The 17,113-nt window shown below is 43.3% G+C and carries 16 protein-coding genes and 1 pseudogene; all 17 read left to right on the forward strand.

Features of this window, described 5'->3' with window-relative positions:
- The first annotated feature begins 77 nt into the window (after window positions 1–77).
- The 17 genes and pseudogenes from JKK62_RS00915 (at window position 78) to JKK62_RS00990 (ending at window position 17,067) form a co-directional block, all read left to right on the forward strand.
- Entirely contained in the window at window positions 78–2,198 is a 2,121-nt protein-coding gene (locus JKK62_RS00915) for a recombinase family protein (protein ID WP_186833678.1), read from the forward strand.
- On the forward strand, window positions 2,123–2,494 hold the full coding sequence (locus JKK62_RS00920) for a TnpV protein (protein WP_186833677.1): 372 nt from the start codon (window positions 2,123–2,125) through the stop codon (window positions 2,492–2,494). The genes JKK62_RS00915 and JKK62_RS00920 overlap by 76 nt, the downstream gene beginning before the upstream one ends.
- 418 nt (window positions 2,495–2,912) lie before the next feature.
- Window positions 2,913–4,391, forward strand: coding sequence for an Lsa family ABC-F type ribosomal protection protein (locus tag JKK62_RS00925; RefSeq protein ID WP_186833676.1), 1,479 nt, complete (start codon window positions 2,913–2,915; stop codon window positions 4,389–4,391).
- A 235-nt stretch (window positions 4,392–4,626) separates the two neighbouring features.
- Window positions 4,627–4,812, forward strand: coding sequence for a hypothetical protein (locus JKK62_RS17385; RefSeq protein WP_243411710.1), 186 nt, complete (start codon window positions 4,627–4,629; stop codon window positions 4,810–4,812).
- Entirely contained in the window at window positions 4,799–5,821 is a 1,023-nt protein-coding gene (locus tag JKK62_RS00930) for an AAA family ATPase (RefSeq protein WP_186833675.1), read from the forward strand. Before JKK62_RS17385 ends, JKK62_RS00930 begins: the two co-directional genes overlap by 14 nt.
- Window positions 5,822–6,001: 180 nt before the next feature.
- The gene (locus tag JKK62_RS00935) at window positions 6,002–7,267 is read left to right on the forward strand and encodes a plasmid recombination protein (protein ID WP_186833674.1); all 1,266 of its coding nucleotides are present in this window, start codon (window positions 6,002–6,004) and stop codon (window positions 7,265–7,267) included.
- Window positions 7,268–7,400: 133 nt separating this feature from the next.
- Window positions 7,401–7,586 (forward strand): transposon-encoded TnpW family protein, encoded by a 186-nt coding sequence (locus JKK62_RS00940; protein WP_186833673.1) that lies wholly within the window; start codon window positions 7,401–7,403, stop codon window positions 7,584–7,586.
- 10 nt (window positions 7,587–7,596) lie between these two features.
- A pseudogene (locus JKK62_RS00945) lies at window positions 7,597–9,210 on the forward strand (helicase-related protein); the annotation flags it as partial.
- Window positions 9,211–9,221: 11 nt separating this feature from the next.
- A complete protein-coding gene (locus tag JKK62_RS00950) occupies window positions 9,222–9,554 on the forward strand; it encodes a DUF3848 domain-containing protein (RefSeq protein ID WP_186833671.1) in 333 nt (110 codons plus the stop codon).
- A 4-nt stretch (window positions 9,555–9,558) separates the two neighbouring features.
- Window positions 9,559–10,521, forward strand: coding sequence for a DUF3991 and TOPRIM domain-containing protein (locus JKK62_RS00955; protein ID WP_201426557.1), 963 nt, complete (start codon window positions 9,559–9,561; stop codon window positions 10,519–10,521).
- Entirely contained in the window at window positions 10,518–11,564 is a 1,047-nt protein-coding gene (locus JKK62_RS00960; protein ID WP_186833669.1) for a DUF3846 domain-containing protein, read from the forward strand. Before JKK62_RS00955 ends, JKK62_RS00960 begins: the two co-directional genes overlap by 4 nt.
- A gap of 121 nt (window positions 11,565–11,685) precedes the next feature.
- Window positions 11,686–12,027, forward strand: a complete 342-nt coding sequence (locus tag JKK62_RS00965; RefSeq protein ID WP_186833668.1) for a plasmid mobilization protein — start codon at window positions 11,686–11,688, stop codon at window positions 12,025–12,027.
- Window positions 12,005–13,387, forward strand: a complete 1,383-nt coding sequence (locus tag JKK62_RS00970; protein WP_366502790.1) for a relaxase/mobilization nuclease domain-containing protein — start codon at window positions 12,005–12,007, stop codon at window positions 13,385–13,387. The genes JKK62_RS00965 and JKK62_RS00970 overlap by 23 nt, the downstream gene beginning before the upstream one ends.
- Complete coding sequence (locus JKK62_RS00975) at window positions 13,371–14,162, forward strand: PcfB family protein (protein ID WP_201426559.1); 792 nt, start codon at window positions 13,371–13,373, stop codon at window positions 14,160–14,162. The genes JKK62_RS00970 and JKK62_RS00975 overlap by 17 nt, the downstream gene beginning before the upstream one ends.
- 6 nt (window positions 14,163–14,168) lie before the next feature.
- The gene (locus tag JKK62_RS00980; protein ID WP_201426560.1) at window positions 14,169–15,065 is read left to right on the forward strand and encodes an ArdC-like ssDNA-binding domain-containing protein; all 897 of its coding nucleotides are present in this window, start codon (window positions 14,169–14,171) and stop codon (window positions 15,063–15,065) included.
- A gap of 15 nt (window positions 15,066–15,080) precedes the next feature.
- Window positions 15,081–15,278, forward strand: coding sequence for a hypothetical protein (locus tag JKK62_RS00985; RefSeq protein WP_201426561.1), 198 nt, complete (start codon window positions 15,081–15,083; stop codon window positions 15,276–15,278).
- Window positions 15,265–17,067, forward strand: coding sequence for a VirD4-like conjugal transfer protein, CD1115 family (locus JKK62_RS00990; RefSeq protein WP_201426562.1), 1,803 nt, complete (start codon window positions 15,265–15,267; stop codon window positions 17,065–17,067). The genes JKK62_RS00985 and JKK62_RS00990 overlap by 14 nt, the downstream gene beginning before the upstream one ends.
- Window positions 17,068–17,113: the final 46 nt, after the last annotated feature.

The following is a 17,113-nucleotide window of genomic DNA, read 5'->3' on the forward strand; positions in this document are numbered from 1 at the left end:
CTTGTTTTTCTCCTATTAGCAGAGGGAGTAATCCCTATAATGCTAAAACAGATTACATACGAAAGGAGGTTAAAGGAATGTCAAGGAGTTCAAAGATTACAGCACTGTATGAGCGTTTGTCAAGAGATGATGACCTTACGGGCGAGAGTAATTCCATTACCAATCAGAAAAAATACTTGGAAGATTATGCCCGTAAAAATGGTTTTGATAACATTCGCCATTTTACTGACGATGGTTTTTCGGGTGTGAATTTCAATCGCCCCGGCTTTCAGGCTTTGATAAAAGAAGTAGAAGCAGGAAATGTCGGAACATTGATTGTTAAGGATATGAGCCGATTAGGGCGAAACTATCTGCAAGTCGGATTTTATACGGAAGTTTTGTTCCCTCAGAAAGATGTCCGTTTTCTTGCAATTAACAACAGCATTGACAGTAACAATGCTTCGGATAATGATTTTGCTCCATTTTTGAATATAATGAACGAATGGTACGCAAAAGACACGAGCAATAAAATCAAGGCTGTGTTTGACGCCCGTATGAAAGACGGAAAGCGTTGCAGCGGTTCAATCCCTTATGGGTATAACAGACTGCCGAGCGACAAGCAGACGCTTGTTGTTGACCCTGTGGCTTCTGAGGTGGTAAAGCGTATTTTTATGCTTGCCAACGAGGGTAAAAGTCCACGAGCAATCGCAGAATTACTGACCGAAGAAAAGGTTTTAATTCCCTCAGCATACGCAAAGGAATACCACCCCGAACAGTATAACGGTACAAAGTTTTCAGACCCTTATCTTTGGGGTGTAACAACCGTAAGAACGATTTTGGACAGGCAGGAATATCTTGGACACACGATTTTGCGTAAATCTGTAAGTACCAATTTCAAATTGCACAAACGAAAGAACACCGATGAAGATGAACAGTATGTATTTCCTAATACGCACGAGCCTATCATACCGCAGGAACTTTGGGACAGCGTTCAGAAACGCAGGAGCAGAGTAAATCGTGCTTCTGCTTGGGGAAGTCATACCAACCGTTTAAGCGGATATTTGTATTGTGCCGATTGCGGAAGAAGAATGACCTTGCAGACACATTACAGTAAAAAAGACGGTTCTGTTCAGTATTCATACCGATGTGGCGGATATGCAAGTCGGGTAAATACCTGTACCTCTCATTCAATCAGTGCTGATAATGTTGAAGCCTTGATATTGTCCTCTGTCAAACGATTTTCTAAATTTGTTCTGAATGATGAAAAAGCCTTTGCTTTGGAACTGCAATCCCTCTGGAATGAAAAGAAGGAAGAAAAGCCGAAGCATAATCAATCGGAGTTAAAACGCTGTCAGAAACGCTATGATGAACTCTCTGCCCTTATTCGTGGCTTGTATGAAAATCTTGTATCGGGATTACTGCCCGAAAGACAGTATAAGCAACTGATGAAACAGTATGATGACGAGCAGGCAGAACTGGAAGCGAAAATAGAAACGATGAAAAAGGAACTGTCTGAAGAAAAAGATACTGCTGTGGATATTAAGCATTTTATTTCGCTAATACGCAAGTGCAAAAATCCGACAGAAATATCTGATTTGATGTTTGCCGAACTCATTGACAAAATTGTGGTTTATGAAGCGGAGGGTGTGGGAAAAGCAAGGACACAAAAGGTTGATATTTATTTCAACTATGTCGGGCAGGTCGATATTGCTTATACAGAGGAAGAACTTGCCGAGATAAAGGCACAGGAAGAACAAGAGGAAACGGAGCGATTGGAGAAACAGCGTAAGCGTGAAAAAGCCTACCGAGAAAAGCGAAAGGCGAAGAAAATCGCTGAAAACGGTGGAGAAATTATCAAAAAGAAAATCTGTCCTCATTGTAACAAAGAGTTTATCCCTACAAGCAACCGACAAATATTCTGTTCAAAGGAATGTTGTTATCAGGCAAGGCAGGATAAAGTGAAAGCCGACAGAGAAGCAGAAAAAGGAAATCATTACTATCGTCAGCGTGAATGTGCTGTGTGTGGCAGGGTTTACTGGCCTACACACAGTCAGCAGAAATTCTGTTCCGAAGAATGTCAAAAGGTAAACCACAATAAGAAAACCTTAGAGTTTTACCACAAGAAGCAAAAGGAGAAAGCACTATGCAAAGATTTATCACAGACGAAAGAACAGGTATCCAATATGAACTCATCGGAGATTACTACTATCCCTGCATAACGGTAGAAGAAAGTCCCCCTCTTTCAAAATATGGGCGATTGAGGGAACGCTATCTGCGTGAACACAAGCGGATTTTATATTTCAATCTGCTGACAAGCGGAAAGTTATATGAACACCTTGCTGAAATTGATACTTCTGCTTGTAATATGGCGGAGTATCTGATAAAGGAAATGGCAAAAAAGCAGGGTGTTACCGAACAATTAAAGGTTGCGGATATGCTCAGATGGGTCGGACTTATGAACAATATTCGAGCCTGTGCTGATGAAATCGTATTGAATGATATTGTCTATTCATAATGAAATACCTGCCGAAAGAGAACTGCTGTCGATTGATGGCAGTTTTCCTTTTTCGGTAAGTGTTCAAGAAGTTATTAAGTTGCGACAGTAATGGAAGAAATCACAATTATACAAGAAAGCAATAAAAAGCCATATTACATCTTGTATTTTTTCTTTTCTTGTGGTATAATATAATGGATTTTTTTAGAAAGAGGTGGAAAGATGATTAACTTTTCTTGCAAATAATAATGAAATATGTGGTTATACTGCTTTGCTGCGGTATTATCACACTCGTTGCAAGAAAGTTATAAGTCTATTCATTTTATATAAGCTAATCTCTATTCTATTATAGAGAAATTATTGGCATTGTATTGATATGAGGAGCTGTAAGAGTTGACTTTCTTGCAGCTCTAATTTTGTATTAAGGAGAAGATGTACAATGTCAATGATTAAAGTGGAAAATCTTACATTTTCCTATCCATCAAGTTATGATAATATTTTTGAAAATGTAAGCTTTCAGATAGACAGTGATTGGAAACTTGGCTTTATAGGCAGAAATGGTAGAGGTAAGACAACATTTTTGAACTTGTTACTTGGCAAGTATAAATACAGTGGTAAAATTTTTTCTTCTGTACAGTTTGATTACTTTCCCTATCCAGTTTGCGACAAAGGCAGAATGACAACGGATGTTTTAGCAGAAATATGCCCCATTGCAGAAGAATGGGAAAAGATGAGAGAATTGAATTATCTTGAGGTAGAAGCAGATGTGCTTTATAGACCATTTAGCACCCTTTCAAATGGTGAGCAAACAAAGGTATTACTTGCGGCATTGTTTTTAAATGAGGGACATTTTCTGCTGATTGATGAGCCTACAAATCACTTGGATATGCAGGCAAGAGAAATTGTTTCTGAATATCTCAGAAAAAAACAAGGATTCATATTAGTATCACACGACCGCAGGTTTGTGGATAATTGCGTAGACCATATTTTATCTATCAATAGAACAAATATTGAGGTTCAAAAAGGTAATTTTAGTTCTTGGTGGGAAAATAAGCAAAGACAAGATTCCTTAGAGATTGCTACAAACGAAAAATTGAAGAAAGAAGTTAATCGATTGTCCGAAGCAGCGAAACGAAATGCAAACTGGTCGGATAAAGTGGAAAAAAGTAAGAAAGGAACAACAAATTCCGGTTCTAAATTGGACAAAGGTTTTGTCGGTCATAAAGCGGCTAAAATGATGAAGCGGTCAAAAGTCATAGAGGCAAGGCAACAAGAAACAATCGAGAAAAAATCAGCACTGTTGAAGAATATTGAAACGATAGCGAGTTTGAAAATTTGTCCTTTAATATATCATTCCGATATTCTACTGCGTGCATCTAATCTTTCTATTTGCTATGGACAAAATATTGTCTGTGATAATGTGTCTTTTGAAATTAGGCAAGGTGACCGTATTGCTCTTGATGGAAAGAACGGAAGTGGAAAAAGCAGTCTGCTAAAGTTGATTGTTGGCGAAACTATTGTACATTCAGGAGAATTATCCGTAGGAACACAACTTATTATTTCATATGTTCCGCAGGATACCTCTCATTTGAGAGGACTACTATCTGATTATGCCAGAAACTGTGAAATAGACGAAAGTTTGTTTAAATCAATTCTTAGAAAGCTTGGCTTTGAAAGAGTACAATTTGAAAAGGACATAGCAGATTTTTCAGGTGGGCAAAAGAAAAAAGTGCTGATAGCACGGAGCCTTTGCGAACAGGCACACCTCTATGTATGGGATGAGCCTTTGAACTTTATTGATGTGTATTCACGAATACAGATTGAACAGTTAATCGAAGAAAATGCATTGACAATGATTTTTGTAGAACACGATAAAAACTTTAGAGAGAGGATTGCAACGAAAACATTTCAATTATAAAATAACTAAATATCTTTTGAATAATACAAAAACATCGTAGAAATACGGTGTTTTTTGTTACCTAAAACTCACAATTTCATACATAACCACAGATTAGTACAAATACCTTGTGTGATTTTTTGAAAGGCTTAGAGAGGGGATTTTCCTCGATTTTTGCCCCGAAAAGTTACAGAAACAAGGCTGATGTATCTCTATCTGTGGTTTTTTTATTTCTCAGAGAAAAAGGAGGATTGGTATGCCGAGAATGAGCAAGAAACGGAAACAGGAATGGGCATTGTTTCTGAATGACCGAAACCGCATTACCTACAACGAACTTTGCAGAAAATGCAGTAATCTTTGCAAGCAGAGTTTCCGTTGTATTGTAGTGTATTGCCCGAATTATTTGTCGAAAAGGAGGACAACGAAAAATGAGACAGATTGAAAATGAAATGAATGTCAGCGTACCGCTTGAAGTTGTCAAAGCAAGTGAGATTGAGCCGAAAGAAGTAAAATGGCTGTGGTATCCGTATATTCCGTTTGGCAAGGTTACGCTGTTGCAGGGCGATCCCGGCGATGGTAAAAGCAAGTTAATGCTTTCCATCTCCGCCCTGCTCACGAAAGGCGAGCCACTTCCGTTTACCGAGACGGAAGAAAACGAGCCTATGACTGTCATTTATCAGACAACGGAAGATGATGCAGACGATACGGTAGTGCCCCGATTTAATTCGGCAGGCGGTAACGGAGAAAAACTTATCTTCATCAAGGAAGATGAAAAATCTTTATCCTTTGGGGACAACCGTATTCGTGAAGCAATAGAGATGTACCACGCAAGACTTTTAATTCTTGACCCGATGAGTTCCTACATCGGAGAAAACTGTTCTATGAACAACGCCAACGAAACACGAGCAGAGTTTAATCATCTGATAGCGGTTGCAAAAGAAACAGGCTGTGCGATTGTGATTATCTCCCATATGAATAAGATGAAAGACATCAATCCGCTTTACCGCACAAACGGTTCAATTGATATTGCGGGTGCTGCAAGAAGTATTCTTGCAATCACACGCACACCTAACAAGGAAGCCCCTGCGGAGAGGTATTTGGTGCAGGTAAAATCCAACCTTGCCCCGACAGGCTCTGCCATTCTTTTTGCAGTATCGGAGAAAGGTGTGGATTTTATTTCTGAAATGGAAATGACGGCAGAGGAAGCGTTTCAATCCCTTGCCCCTAAAATCGGCAGACCCAATGACAAGGAGATTAAGGCGAAAGCATTTCTTGTTGAAATGCTGAAAGGCGGTGAAATGCTTTCTTCGGATTGTGAGGAAAAACTTGAAGCTGCAGGGTTCAAGAAATCGACCATCAAAAAGGCAAAAAAGAACGCAGGGGTTATCTCAGAAAAGAAAGGCTTTCTGTGGTACTGGTCTTTGCCGATGGGCGATATACCGAGAGAATAAAGACAGGCTGTCTGCTGAATGGACAGTCTGTTTTAATGATTGAGGTATCTAAGGAGGTCAAGGGGGAACTCCCTTGCCCACGACATCTTTGCAGACGAAGTCTGAAAGTGTCATAGTGGGTTACACACATTCAGAGAATGTTGTGTAATGGCTTCGCCCTGCCGAGAAAGGAGAACGAAAATGGCGAAAAACAATAAGGCGGATATGAGTTGTGCAAGGGTAAAAAAATATACCGCTTCTGATGTAAGCAAGGCAGAAAGACACAACGAACGCAAGAATGAAACCTACGAAAATATGAATGTGATTGAGGAACGAATACCCTTTAATGTGCATTTCAAAGAGCCGAACGCACCGACCTATATGGAACAATTAAAGCAGATGGAAACAGAGGGTTTAGTGTCGCTTCGTGGGTTGAGAAAAGACGCAACACTCTTTAACGAGATAGTGATTGATGTGAATACGATGTACTTCGAGCGTAACGGTGGCTATGAATATGCGAAGCAGTTTTATGAAGAAGCCTATCATTTCATCGAGGAAAAATTCGGTGCTGACAATGTTATATCGGCGGTAATGCACGCTGATGAAATCAATTTAGCGGCAACTGAGGACTTGGGAAAAGAGGTATATCATTACCATTTACACGCTATGGTCTTGCCTGTGGTTGAAAAAGAAATCCTATGGAGCAAGCGTTGTAAAGACCCTGAACTTCGAGGAACTGTTAAGGAAGTAGTAAATCAGATAAGCCATTCAAAGAAATGGAAGTCCGATATTCCGCTGACCGATGAAAAAGGAAATCCGTTGCTTAGAAAGAACGGAAAGCCGATGTTCAGAGCTTCGTACAGCATACTGCAAGACGAATTGTTTGCCTATATGACGGAGCGAGGGTTCAAAGGCTTTCAGCGTGGCGAATACGGAAGCACAGCGGAACACCTTACTTCCCTGCAATATCAAATCAAGCAGGATAAAGAGCGTTTGGAAAAACTGCAAAAGCGTATTCAGAAAGAGCAAGTGAAATATGAGCCTGCCCGTCATATCTCTAAAACTTTAAGCGAGATTGACAGTATGGGGCAGAAAACAATTACAGGCAAAATGGCAATATCCAAAGAGGATTATTCCCAACTTACTGCCCTTGCTAAAGAGGGCATTACAAGTCGTGGAGAAATCAAAAACTTGGAGCAGAGTGCCAGTTATTACCGACAGAAGTATTATGACAGTGCAAACGTATTGGAAAGAATGAAAACAAAATACAACGAACTGAAAGAAAAGTGCAGACCTTTTCTCGAAGCGTTGGAGCATTTTCCAGAGGTTGCTAAACTTTTTACCGAGAAAGTGAAGCAACTTTTTTCTTTTAAGGAAGCACAGGAACGAGCCGAAAAAGAAGCGAGAGAAAAAGAAAGGCAGGAGCGTATCAAGGCACGAAAAAACAAGCGTGGTTGGGAAAGATAACCGCTTCGATTATACTCACGACTTAATGACTTGTTGATATGTTGAGGTGTATCGGAGGAATATTTTTCTTCGGCTGGTAATCGGGACACTTGGAAACGGGTGTCCTTTATTTTTTTGAAAGGAGCAAAACGATATGGAGAATAGAAATTCAAGTTATTCGGTACGAATTGGAAATACAACCTTTATTGTGTGCGTAAAGCAATCGGAAACTGCCCAAAAACCGATTGAAAAGGTCTTTAAGGATATGTGCAGACACGAGATTGCAGGCGGTTTCTTTTCGGATAAATTTGATTTAGAAAAGTTACAGAAAACATCTTGACAAACACTGCCCCGAAGGAACAGGCTATCGTGCAAAGACGAGATTTGCAAAGTTTTATAATCTTCCTGAGCTGATGGCGATGTTCAAAGAGGTTGCCGATATTCAGACAGCCGATATGCTCAATCTCCCTACGCCCGAAGCGCACTATCACAATGTAGCTGTCAAGCCGTCCGATTTCCAAAAGGATATGGTTGAGGAGCTTGGAAAACGAGCCGAAAAGATACGCAACGGAATGGTGGACGCGAGCGTCGATAATATGCTGAAAATCACCAACGACGGACGCAAGCTCGCGCTCGACCAGCGTATGCTCAATCCGATGTTGCCTGATTTTGATGGCAGCAAGGTCAACGCCTGTGTGGATAATATCTTCCAAATATGGCAGGATAACGCAGATAAGAAGTCAGCACAGCTTGTGTTCTGCGACCTCTCAACGCCGAAGCCGGATGCGGAATTTTCTGTCTATACCGATATTCGCAGAAAGCTCATTGAGCGCGGCGTACCGGAGAGCGAGATCCGCTTCATACACGAAGCGAACACTGAGGTACAGAAGCAGGAGCTTTTCAAAAAGGTGCGGCGCGGCGAGGTCAGAGTGCTGCTTGGTTCTACTCAGAAGATGGGAGCAGGCACGAATGTTCAGAATAAACTGATAGCCTTGCACGATATAGATTGCCCTTGGCGACCTTCTGATCTGGAGCAGCGGTCAGGCAGAATTATCCGTCAGGGTAATGAAAACAGCGACGTTCATATCTACCGATATGTTACGGAGCAGACCTTTGACAGCTACCTTTATCAGCTTGTTGAGGGTAAGCAGAAATTCGCGTCACAAATTATGACATCGAAATCTCCTGTCCGTTCTGCCGAGGATATAGACGAAACAGCGTTATCGTATGCCGAGATTAAAATGCTTGCTACGGGCAATCCCCATATCAAAGAGAAGATGGATTTGGATATTCAAGTCCAAAAACTCAAACTTTATAAATCCAACTATCTCTCTGAAAAGTACGCGCTGGAGGATAGAATTCTTAAATACTATCCGCAGGAAATCGCGCGTCTGACGGCGAGCGTTGAAGGTCTGACAAAAGACCTTGAAACGGCAAAAGTCCATCCAAAAGAGGTAGCAGGAAAGTTTGTCGGTATGGTTATCAACGGATTTAACTTTACCGAAAAAGCAGAAGCAGGACAGGTGCTTATCGAATCCTGCAAGGCAAAAACCACACCGGAGCCTACGCCTCTCGGAGAGTATCGCGGCTTCAAAATGGAGCTTGCGTTCGACACCTTTACGCGCGAATATGAGGTAAAACTTAAAGGGCATTTTACTCATTCTGTTTCCCTCGGCACAGATGTTTACGGTAATATTACTCGAATTGATAACGCCATAGACAATCTTGAAACCCGTCTGAATCAGGCGAAGGCTGACCTTGAAAACACCAAAACACAGCTTGAAACAGCAAAGGTTGAGGTCGAAAAGCCCTTTGCCCAAGAGGAAGAATTGAAACAGAAAATGGCTCGCTTGAATGAGCTTAACGCCCTGCTGAATGTAGATAAGCGCGAAAATGAAATTGTTGGCGGTGAACCTGATGAGGGCGAACAGCCAACGAAAAACCGTGACCGCGACTGCCGATAGGAGGTGTGATTATGGCTAAAGATTATAATAAACTGCTTTACGGAAAGCTCGCACAGGAACACGATGACTTCATTGACGAACTCAAAACCAAGCCGCCCGAACAGATTATTGAAGCAAGCTATGAGAAGGTTATTAAGGATGATTTACTCTCTATTTTTGAGTATACCAACTTCACACAGACCGAAGCAAAGGCTTTGTATAAGCTCGATAAGCCGCTTGACGCGCTCTATCAGGAGTGGCTTCACAACGATTTATCCTATATGGATTTGCTCAGAGATACGATAGATAACCGTATTGAATCGGCGGTAAGAGAGCTGAAAGCCAAGAGCAGGGACAGCAGGTGATCGTATGCCGTATGTCAGTTCAGACGATATTCTTGAAGCGAGAAAAATGGATTTGCTGACTTATTTGCAGAACTACGAACCACAGGAGCTTGTTAAGTTTTCGGCGGACACCTACACGACAAAAAGCCACGACAGCCTTAAAATTTCCAACGGAAAATGGATGTGGTGGTCGAGAGGAATCGGGGGCTACACAGCCCTCGATTACCTTGTCAAAGTAGAAAATATGCCCTTTATCAAGGCGGTTGAAACAATCATAGGTAGGTGCGCGGCGACGCCGCCCACCTATGTGAAGCCCACAAATCCTGCGCCGAAAGTTTTGCTGTTACCGCCGAAAAGCGCAACTACTACCGCTATAACTTCGTACCTTTGCGGTAGAGGGATTGATGAAAGCATTATAAAAAGCTGTATCAATCACGGCTTAATCTTTGAAAGTTTACCGTACCATAATGTTGTATTTGTCGGTTTTGATAAGGATAATAAACCGAGATACGCTTCATTCCGCGCGGCAAATGATAAGAGAATATTAGGCGATTGCACTGGCAGCGACAAGCATTTTTCATTCAAAATAGCGGACGGTCAAAGCAAAACCGTCCACATCTTTGAGTGTCCGATTGACTTGCTTTCTTATGCGACTTTGCTCAAAATGAGAGGTTATGACTACACGAAAACAAACCTTGTTTCTCTTGCCGGAGTGTATTCGCCTGCAAAGAATATATATGAGAGCAAGGTTCCTGTTGCGCTTCAGAAGTATCTTGAAGAACACCCCGATACAACCAAAATCATTACCCATTTTGATAATGACCGAACAGGTGTATTGGCTGCCGAAGCAATAAAAATACTGCTGCAAGGCAAGTATAACGTCGTTGATTTTCCACCGCCGCGCGGTAAGGATTTCAACGACTTTCTTTGTTTGGAGAGGAAGATCCAACGAAACAAACCACCAATAAACAGAGGTGAACGCGAATGAATATCAACATTTATCAGATTGACACATCAAGGGACAGAAAGCGGATTTGCTTTTTCGGGCTTGATGAAATCAAAGAATTGACGGGAGTAGATACGCTGAACAGCGGTATATATGATAAGATTTTCAGCGGCGATGTTGACTGCAATAATCTTGAAGCTGTGTACCGTATGTTTAACACCGACCATCCCGCAGGCTACACAGGGAGATCACTTTCTGTTTCCGATGTCGTAGAAATAACGGACGGTGACAAAAAAGGATTCTATTTCTGTGACAATATCGGCTTTCAGAAAATCGACTTTGACAGCTCGCTGTGCAAGGACTTGACCGCAACAGAAAAGCTATCCGTGCTTTTGATTCAGCCCGGCAAAGCTTCGAGAATGGTCGAGATTCCTGATACTCTTGACGCGATGCAGGAGCTTGTCGGCGGCTATATCGAGGAATATATGCCGTTCGATGATGAAGTCGCCATTATCGTAAACGAGGAAGGAAAACTCAAGGGATTGCCGCCAAACAGAGCGATCTACGCTGAAAAGGCTGAAACAGAAATACCGTCTTACGCAGAGCTGAAACGGATTTTTATGGAGGCTGAGAGCGTTAGAAAGCATCTTACAGCTCATATCACTTTTACAGCCGACAGTTTCAAAAAAGAGTATTCAGAGCAGTCGAGAACGTATGTAGTGAGCAGCGACAACAAGGCTTATTGGAGCAAACATCTCGGCTTATCTATCTTCGGTTCGTGCCTTGACGGAACCGATCAGCGTGTCAATCTCGATAAGTATATGGCGGAGGAACACGGCGGAGCTGATGGTTGGAAGGTAGAAAAATGTGTTTTGGTATCTTCCGAAAAGGAGATTGCCGATGTGATTGTCGGCGATTTCTTCATCGTAAAAGCTCCCGTCGATTCTGAAAAATACCAGAGTTTGACGAAGGATTTAGAGAAAAAATACTCCGAAAAATTCAAATATCCCGAAAGATTTTACCGTCAGAACGGCGAGATAAAAGTCCATCAAATCAAACCGAAGGAGCGTTCAGACGCTCGATAAATCACATCTTGTATAGTAAATGTTAATTCTTAGCAAGCAGTGTATTTTTACTCCTACCCGTAAAAATACGCTTGTTAGGGGGCGCTCCCCTAATACCCCGAATAAAGGAAGGTGATACACAATGCGAAGAACGGTAAAGAAGCAGTATTGGCTAACGCCGGACGAGGACGCTGAGCTGAAAAAGAAAGCCAAAGCGACCTGTCTGACAGAGGCGGCGCTGACACGATTTCTGATAAACGGTTTTGTCCCAAAGCAAAAGCCCGACGAAAAGGTCGAGGAGTTTTTGCACCAGCTCATTATGCTCGGCAACAACCTTAACAAACTTCTTGCTAAAGCCTATTCGCTGAATTTTATAGACACGCCGATTCTGCAAAAGGAAATGCAGAAATGGAATCAGTTTCAGCTTGCGGTAGAGAAAGAATTTCTGTGTCCCGAAAAGAGTGATCTGTTTGGCGATAAGTAAATTATGGACGGTACGGGATAATCTTTGGAAAGTATTAGATTATGCTGCTAATCCAAATAAGACTTTCAATCCGAAGTTTTCCGATGAGCAATATCAGGCTCTTGCCGATGTGCTGTCCTACGCAAAGGACGAGGAGAAAACCGAACAGCAGTTTTTTGTTCAGGGCATCAATTGTAATCCGGCGATTGCGCGCCAACAGTTTATAGAAGTAAAGGAGAGGTTCGGAAAGACCGATGGTATTCAAGCCTATCACGGCTATCTCAGCTTCAAGGAACAGGATATTACGCCAGATCAGGCGCAGGCGATTGGTATGGAGTTTGCACAAAGAGTTTGGGGCAAACGCTTTCAGGTGTTAGTGACTACACATCTGAATACACAGCACCTACATTGCCATTTTGTGCTGAATTCCATTTCCTTTGTTGACGGTAAACGCTGTCAGGATACCTCTTGGTTTAAGTTTCGCCATATCGCCGATGAGATATGTCAGGAACACGGCTTGTATTACAATCCAAATCCGAAAAGAAATGTGTTGACCGATTATCATATTACTGAGAAAGAAAAAGCCGGTATGCCTACGCGCTATTCTTTACTTCGTGAAGCGATTGACACGGCGATTGAGCATAGCGGCAGCTTGAAGGAGTTTGAAAAGAACCTCCAAAAGCTCGGCTATCAGTATCAGCTCAGCGAAAGCCGCAAGTATTGGACGGTCACGCCAGTCGGCAGAAAGAAGCCTATCCGACTTATCAATCTCGGTGAGAACTATTCCAACGCCGCTATCCGTCAAAGACTTCTTGAAAACAGCAGCCGCCTTGACTTGAAACCGTTTCATCCGCAGACGGTCGTCATTCGTCAGTATCACTTGCCTACACGGGAGGATAGGATCAAAAAGCGCGGCGGTTTATACGGTATGTATCTCTACTACTGTTACCGCCTCGGCTATTTGCCGAAATACAAGATAAAACAGAATACGGCTCGGCTTCATTATCTGCTAAGAGAAGATTTGATGAAGCTGGATAAGCTGACCGCAGAAACAACGCTGCTTGGCAGAGAGAACATTCAATCTGTTGAGCAGCTTGTTATATATAAAGGTTCAGTCGAGAACGAAATAAAAACCTTGACCGAGGATAGAGCGCAGCTTTATAGGCAACGGAGGATGAAGGCTTTTGAAGCTAAGCGTCCCGAAATCAAGGCAAAGATTTCTTCTCTTACTGATAAATTATGGAAGCTCCGCAAGGAACTTCGCCTGTGCGATGACGTTTTGGAGAGGTCGGATGAAATCCGGCATAACCTTGAACAAGTCATTGCAGAGGAAGAAAAAACACAAGGAAAGGAGGCGCGCAGTTATGACCAATGGCGGTGATGCTGCCGAACAGGTTGTCAGACTATCGCTCGAAGGCTTTGAAGTCGCGGCGAAGCTGTCCGGCTCGGCGGCAAAAGAAATCGCGCTGTTACTCATTTCTGTCTTGAAGCAGGAACACAAAACCAAAGGCAAGGCTCGACTTACCAATATGATCAAGTCCGGCAAGGAGCTAAAGGTTTTTTCCATTCCGCAGAAGGACTTGAAAAAGTTTGTGCAGCAGGCTAAACGGTACGGCGTTCTTTACAATGTTCTCAGGGATAGGAACAGCAAGTCCGATAATTCCCCTGTAGATATTATCGCCCGTGCCGAGGACGCATCCAAAATCCAGCGTATCGTTGACCGCTTTGAACTTGGTAAGGTGGATAAGGCATCTATTGTATCTGAGGCAGAGAAGGATATAGCCGACAGAAAAGAAGCCGAGATCGAACGCCCCGTCAAGACAAAAGGACAGCTTATCGTTGAAGAAACCGTTGGGAAAAAGAACAAGGAAACACGCAGCCATTCAAACCCCAATGCAGCCAAAACGGACAAAAGCCCTCCGTCAAGGCGTTCCTCAGATCGGAAATCAACGCGCTCTGATAAGGGTAAAGCAAAACAGCCTGATAAGCCTTCCGTTCGGGAGGAACTTGAACGTATAAAGGCTCAGTCGGACAAGAGCAAAGGAGCAGATCGCAAGGTTCCCGAAAAGAAAGCGGAGAAAAAAACTCCGACAAAAAACGGTCAGACTAAGCATAAACAGCCTAAACCAAAAAAGAAAAAATCAAAGGAGAGATAATTCCTTATGACAAAGGATTTTATTGCCAAAAGAAATAATCGTCAGCAGAACACCCGGCGCGAGCAGCTCAGTCCGCAGGAATGGGCGGAGAAAAAACAGCTCGAAAAAGAATCTGTTTATCAGTTGATTGACAGCACAGCCGAGGAGATTTCCGAGAATCCCGACAAGCTCAAGGCGTTCCTCGATGTGCAGGCGCGTATGGACAAGTATTCGTCCGCTAACGCCCTGCTAATTTACAGCCAGCTTCCCGAAGCAACACGGCTCAAGGATTTTGCAGGCTGGGGCGAGGACAATGTCCGCGTGAAGAAAGGCGCAAAGAGCATTTCCATTCTGGAGCCTGTGGAGTACACCAAAAGCGACGGCTCACAGGGTATCTCCTATAATGTGAAGAAAATGTTTGATGTGTCGCAGACCAACGGCAAAAAGCAGCCTGCGCCTACACTCAACCGTGACACGGATGATATTATCGCCGTGATGGTTGATACCTCGCCCGTCAATGTTGAGTTGATCGACGAAATGCCGCAGCCGGGCATGGGCGCGTTCTACAAGAACGAGGATCAAACCCTCTATATCCAGCGCGGCTTTGATGACAGCGTTAAGCTGGTACAAAACATTGCACAGGAGCTTGCGTTTGCTCAGCTTTCCATTCAGAGCGACAGCTACAGTCGCAGAGATATGGGATTCAAGGCTGTCTGCGTCGGTTATATGGTATGCAAGAAGCTCGGTGTTGAAACCAAGAGCTTTGCGGTCAACCGTATTCCCGCCGACTGGAAGGATATGGACGCGAAAGCTGTCCGTTCCGAATTGTCACAGATGCGTTCCGCTTTGGGCGAGATTGCTACCCGCGTTTCCGATGAGCTTTATCGTCAGAAGCAGGAGCGCACAAAAGACCGTGAGAGATAATCGGAGGTGCTTTCCGTGAAAGAGCCTCATTATCATCTCTACCTCGACGATGACGAGCATAGTATCATCATTCGTTCTCTGAATACGCTGAAAACGGAGCTGATAGAGAACGGCATCACCACCGACGCGGTGGACGATCTGATTGTAAAGGTCGGTCACGCGCCGCAGAAAAAGCTCAAGGTAGTTGAAAAGAGCGTAGATGATGCGAGGTAACGATAAAAAGACCGTTCTGATTTTATCGGTAATAGGTATCGTCCCTGTTGTTTGGATTGCGCTGTGTGTCGCGCCTTTCGCAAAGGGCGGACTTGTAGAGATGTTATCCTCTTTATCGAAAGCCTTTGAGAATCCGTTGAATATCAAGTTGTGTGAGGACAGCCTAAAAACTGTCCTCATTTTTCTTGCCGTCTATTTTGTGGGTATCGGTATCTATCTTTCAACACGGAGGAACTATCGCCGCGGCGAAGAACACGGCTCCGCTAAATGGGGCGAAGCCGAGAAGATCAACAAGAAGTACCGTCAGCGAAACGACTTCAAGAATAAGCTGATGACGCAGAATGTTCGGATCGGACTAAACGCCAAGAAGCACAGACGTAATCTTAACACACTTGTATGCGGCGGCTCCGGCGCAGGCAAAACGCGGTTTTACTGCAAGCCTAACCTAATGCAATGCAATACGTCCTTTGTTATCCTCGATCCTAAAGGAGAAATTCTGAGAGATACAGGCAATTTGCTTGAAGCAGAGGGCTATGAAATCCGAGTGCTTGACTTGCTCAATATGGAGCGCAGTCATTGCTACAATCCGTTCGTGTATATCCAGAACGATAACGATATTCAAAAGCTGGTCACTAATCTTTTCAAAGCCACTACGCCGAAAGGCTCGCAGAGCAACGATCCCTTTTGGGACACATCCGCTTCAATGCTGTTGACCGCCTTGATGTGTTATCTTCATCACGAAGCGCCTGTTGAAGAACAGAATTTCCCGATGGTAATGGAAATGCTCAGAGCAGGCGCGATTGAGGACGAAGAAAGCAACGACGATACGCCGCTTGATATTCTGTTTCATCGGCTTGAATGCCGTAATCCCGAACACATCGCGGTCAAGTATTACAAGGGCTATCACTCAGGCTCGGCTAAAACCTTGAAATCCATTCAGATCACGCTGATCGCAAGGCTTGAAAAATTCAATCTGGACAGCGTAGCCGCGCTGACCGCAACCGACGAGATGGATTTATCATTGTTGGGACAGAAAAGGACAGCTTTGTTTGCGCTTATTCCCGACAATGATTCAAGCTTCAATTTCTTGGTATCCATTCTCTATACGCAGTTGTTTCAGCAGCTTTTCCACGATGCAGACTTTGTTTACAAAGGAGCTTTGCCTGTTCCCGTCCATTTTCTGATGGACGAATTTGCGAATGTTTCGCTGCCTGACGATTTTGATAAAGACCTTGCTACAATGCGCTCGCGCGGCGTATCGGTCAGTATCATCTTGCAGAACTTGGCGCAGCTCAAGGCGCTGTTTGAAAAGCAATGGGAAAGTATCGTCGGCAACTGCGATGAGTTTCTGTATCTCGGCGGCAACGAGCAAAGCACACACAAATATGTGTCCGAAATGCTCGGCAAGGAAACGATTGACACCAACACCTATGGCAAGAGTACCGGACACAGCGGTAATTATTCAACGAATTATCAGATTGTCGGCAGAGAGCTGATGACTCCCGATGAAGTCAGATTGCTCGATAACGACTATGCAATCCTCTTTATCAGAGGTGAACGTCCCGTAAAGGACTTGAAGTACGATATATTAAAGCATCCCAATGTTGACCTGACAGCCGACGGTAACGGAGGAATATACCAACACGGCGAGGTTCGAGATGATGTTGCCTCAATTCAGCTTGAGAGCTTTGATGTATCTTGGATTGAAAAAGCCGAAACCTTTGAAACAAGCTATGAACTGAAATCCAGCGAAGAGCTTGAAGAAGAATTCTTAAATGAACAGGAGTAATTAACAATGAGATATTCTAAAAAGAGATAGATCGGAAGAGCACACG

Source organism: Ruminococcus difficilis, assembly GCF_016680995.1.

What these genes read in the sequence shown, in the direction of transcription:
- JKK62_RS00965 (WP_186833668.1), top strand. Translation starts at nt 11,686, where the DNA reads ATGCGAAGAACGGTAAAGAAGCAGTATTGGCTAACGCCGGACGAGGAC.
- JKK62_RS00935 (WP_186833674.1), top strand. Translation starts at nt 6,002, where the DNA reads ATGGCGAAAAACAATAAGGCGGATATGAGTTGTGCAAGGGTAAAAAAA.
- JKK62_RS00980 (WP_201426560.1), top strand. Translation starts at nt 14,169, where the DNA reads ATGACAAAGGATTTTATTGCCAAAAGAAATAATCGTCAGCAGAACACC.
- JKK62_RS00940 (WP_186833673.1), top strand. Translation starts at nt 7,401, where the DNA reads ATGGAGAATAGAAATTCAAGTTATTCGGTACGAATTGGAAATACAACC.
- JKK62_RS00950 (WP_186833671.1), top strand. Translation starts at nt 9,222, where the DNA reads ATGGCTAAAGATTATAATAAACTGCTTTACGGAAAGCTCGCACAGGAA.
- JKK62_RS00955 (WP_201426557.1), top strand. Translation starts at nt 9,559, where the DNA reads ATGCCGTATGTCAGTTCAGACGATATTCTTGAAGCGAGAAAAATGGAT.
- JKK62_RS00920 (WP_186833677.1), top strand. Translation starts at nt 2,123, where the DNA reads ATGCAAAGATTTATCACAGACGAAAGAACAGGTATCCAATATGAACTC.
- JKK62_RS00975 (WP_201426559.1), top strand. Translation starts at nt 13,371, where the DNA reads ATGACCAATGGCGGTGATGCTGCCGAACAGGTTGTCAGACTATCGCTC.
- JKK62_RS17385 (WP_243411710.1), top strand. Translation starts at nt 4,627, where the DNA reads ATGCCGAGAATGAGCAAGAAACGGAAACAGGAATGGGCATTGTTTCTG.
- JKK62_RS00960 (WP_186833669.1), top strand. Translation starts at nt 10,518, where the DNA reads ATGAATATCAACATTTATCAGATTGACACATCAAGGGACAGAAAGCGG.
- JKK62_RS00915 (WP_186833678.1), top strand. Translation starts at nt 78, where the DNA reads ATGTCAAGGAGTTCAAAGATTACAGCACTGTATGAGCGTTTGTCAAGA.
- JKK62_RS00990 (WP_201426562.1), top strand. Translation starts at nt 15,265, where the DNA reads ATGATGCGAGGTAACGATAAAAAGACCGTTCTGATTTTATCGGTAATA.
- JKK62_RS00930 (WP_186833675.1), top strand. Translation starts at nt 4,799, where the DNA reads ATGAGACAGATTGAAAATGAAATGAATGTCAGCGTACCGCTTGAAGTT.
- JKK62_RS00925 (WP_186833676.1), top strand. Translation starts at nt 2,913, where the DNA reads ATGTCAATGATTAAAGTGGAAAATCTTACATTTTCCTATCCATCAAGT.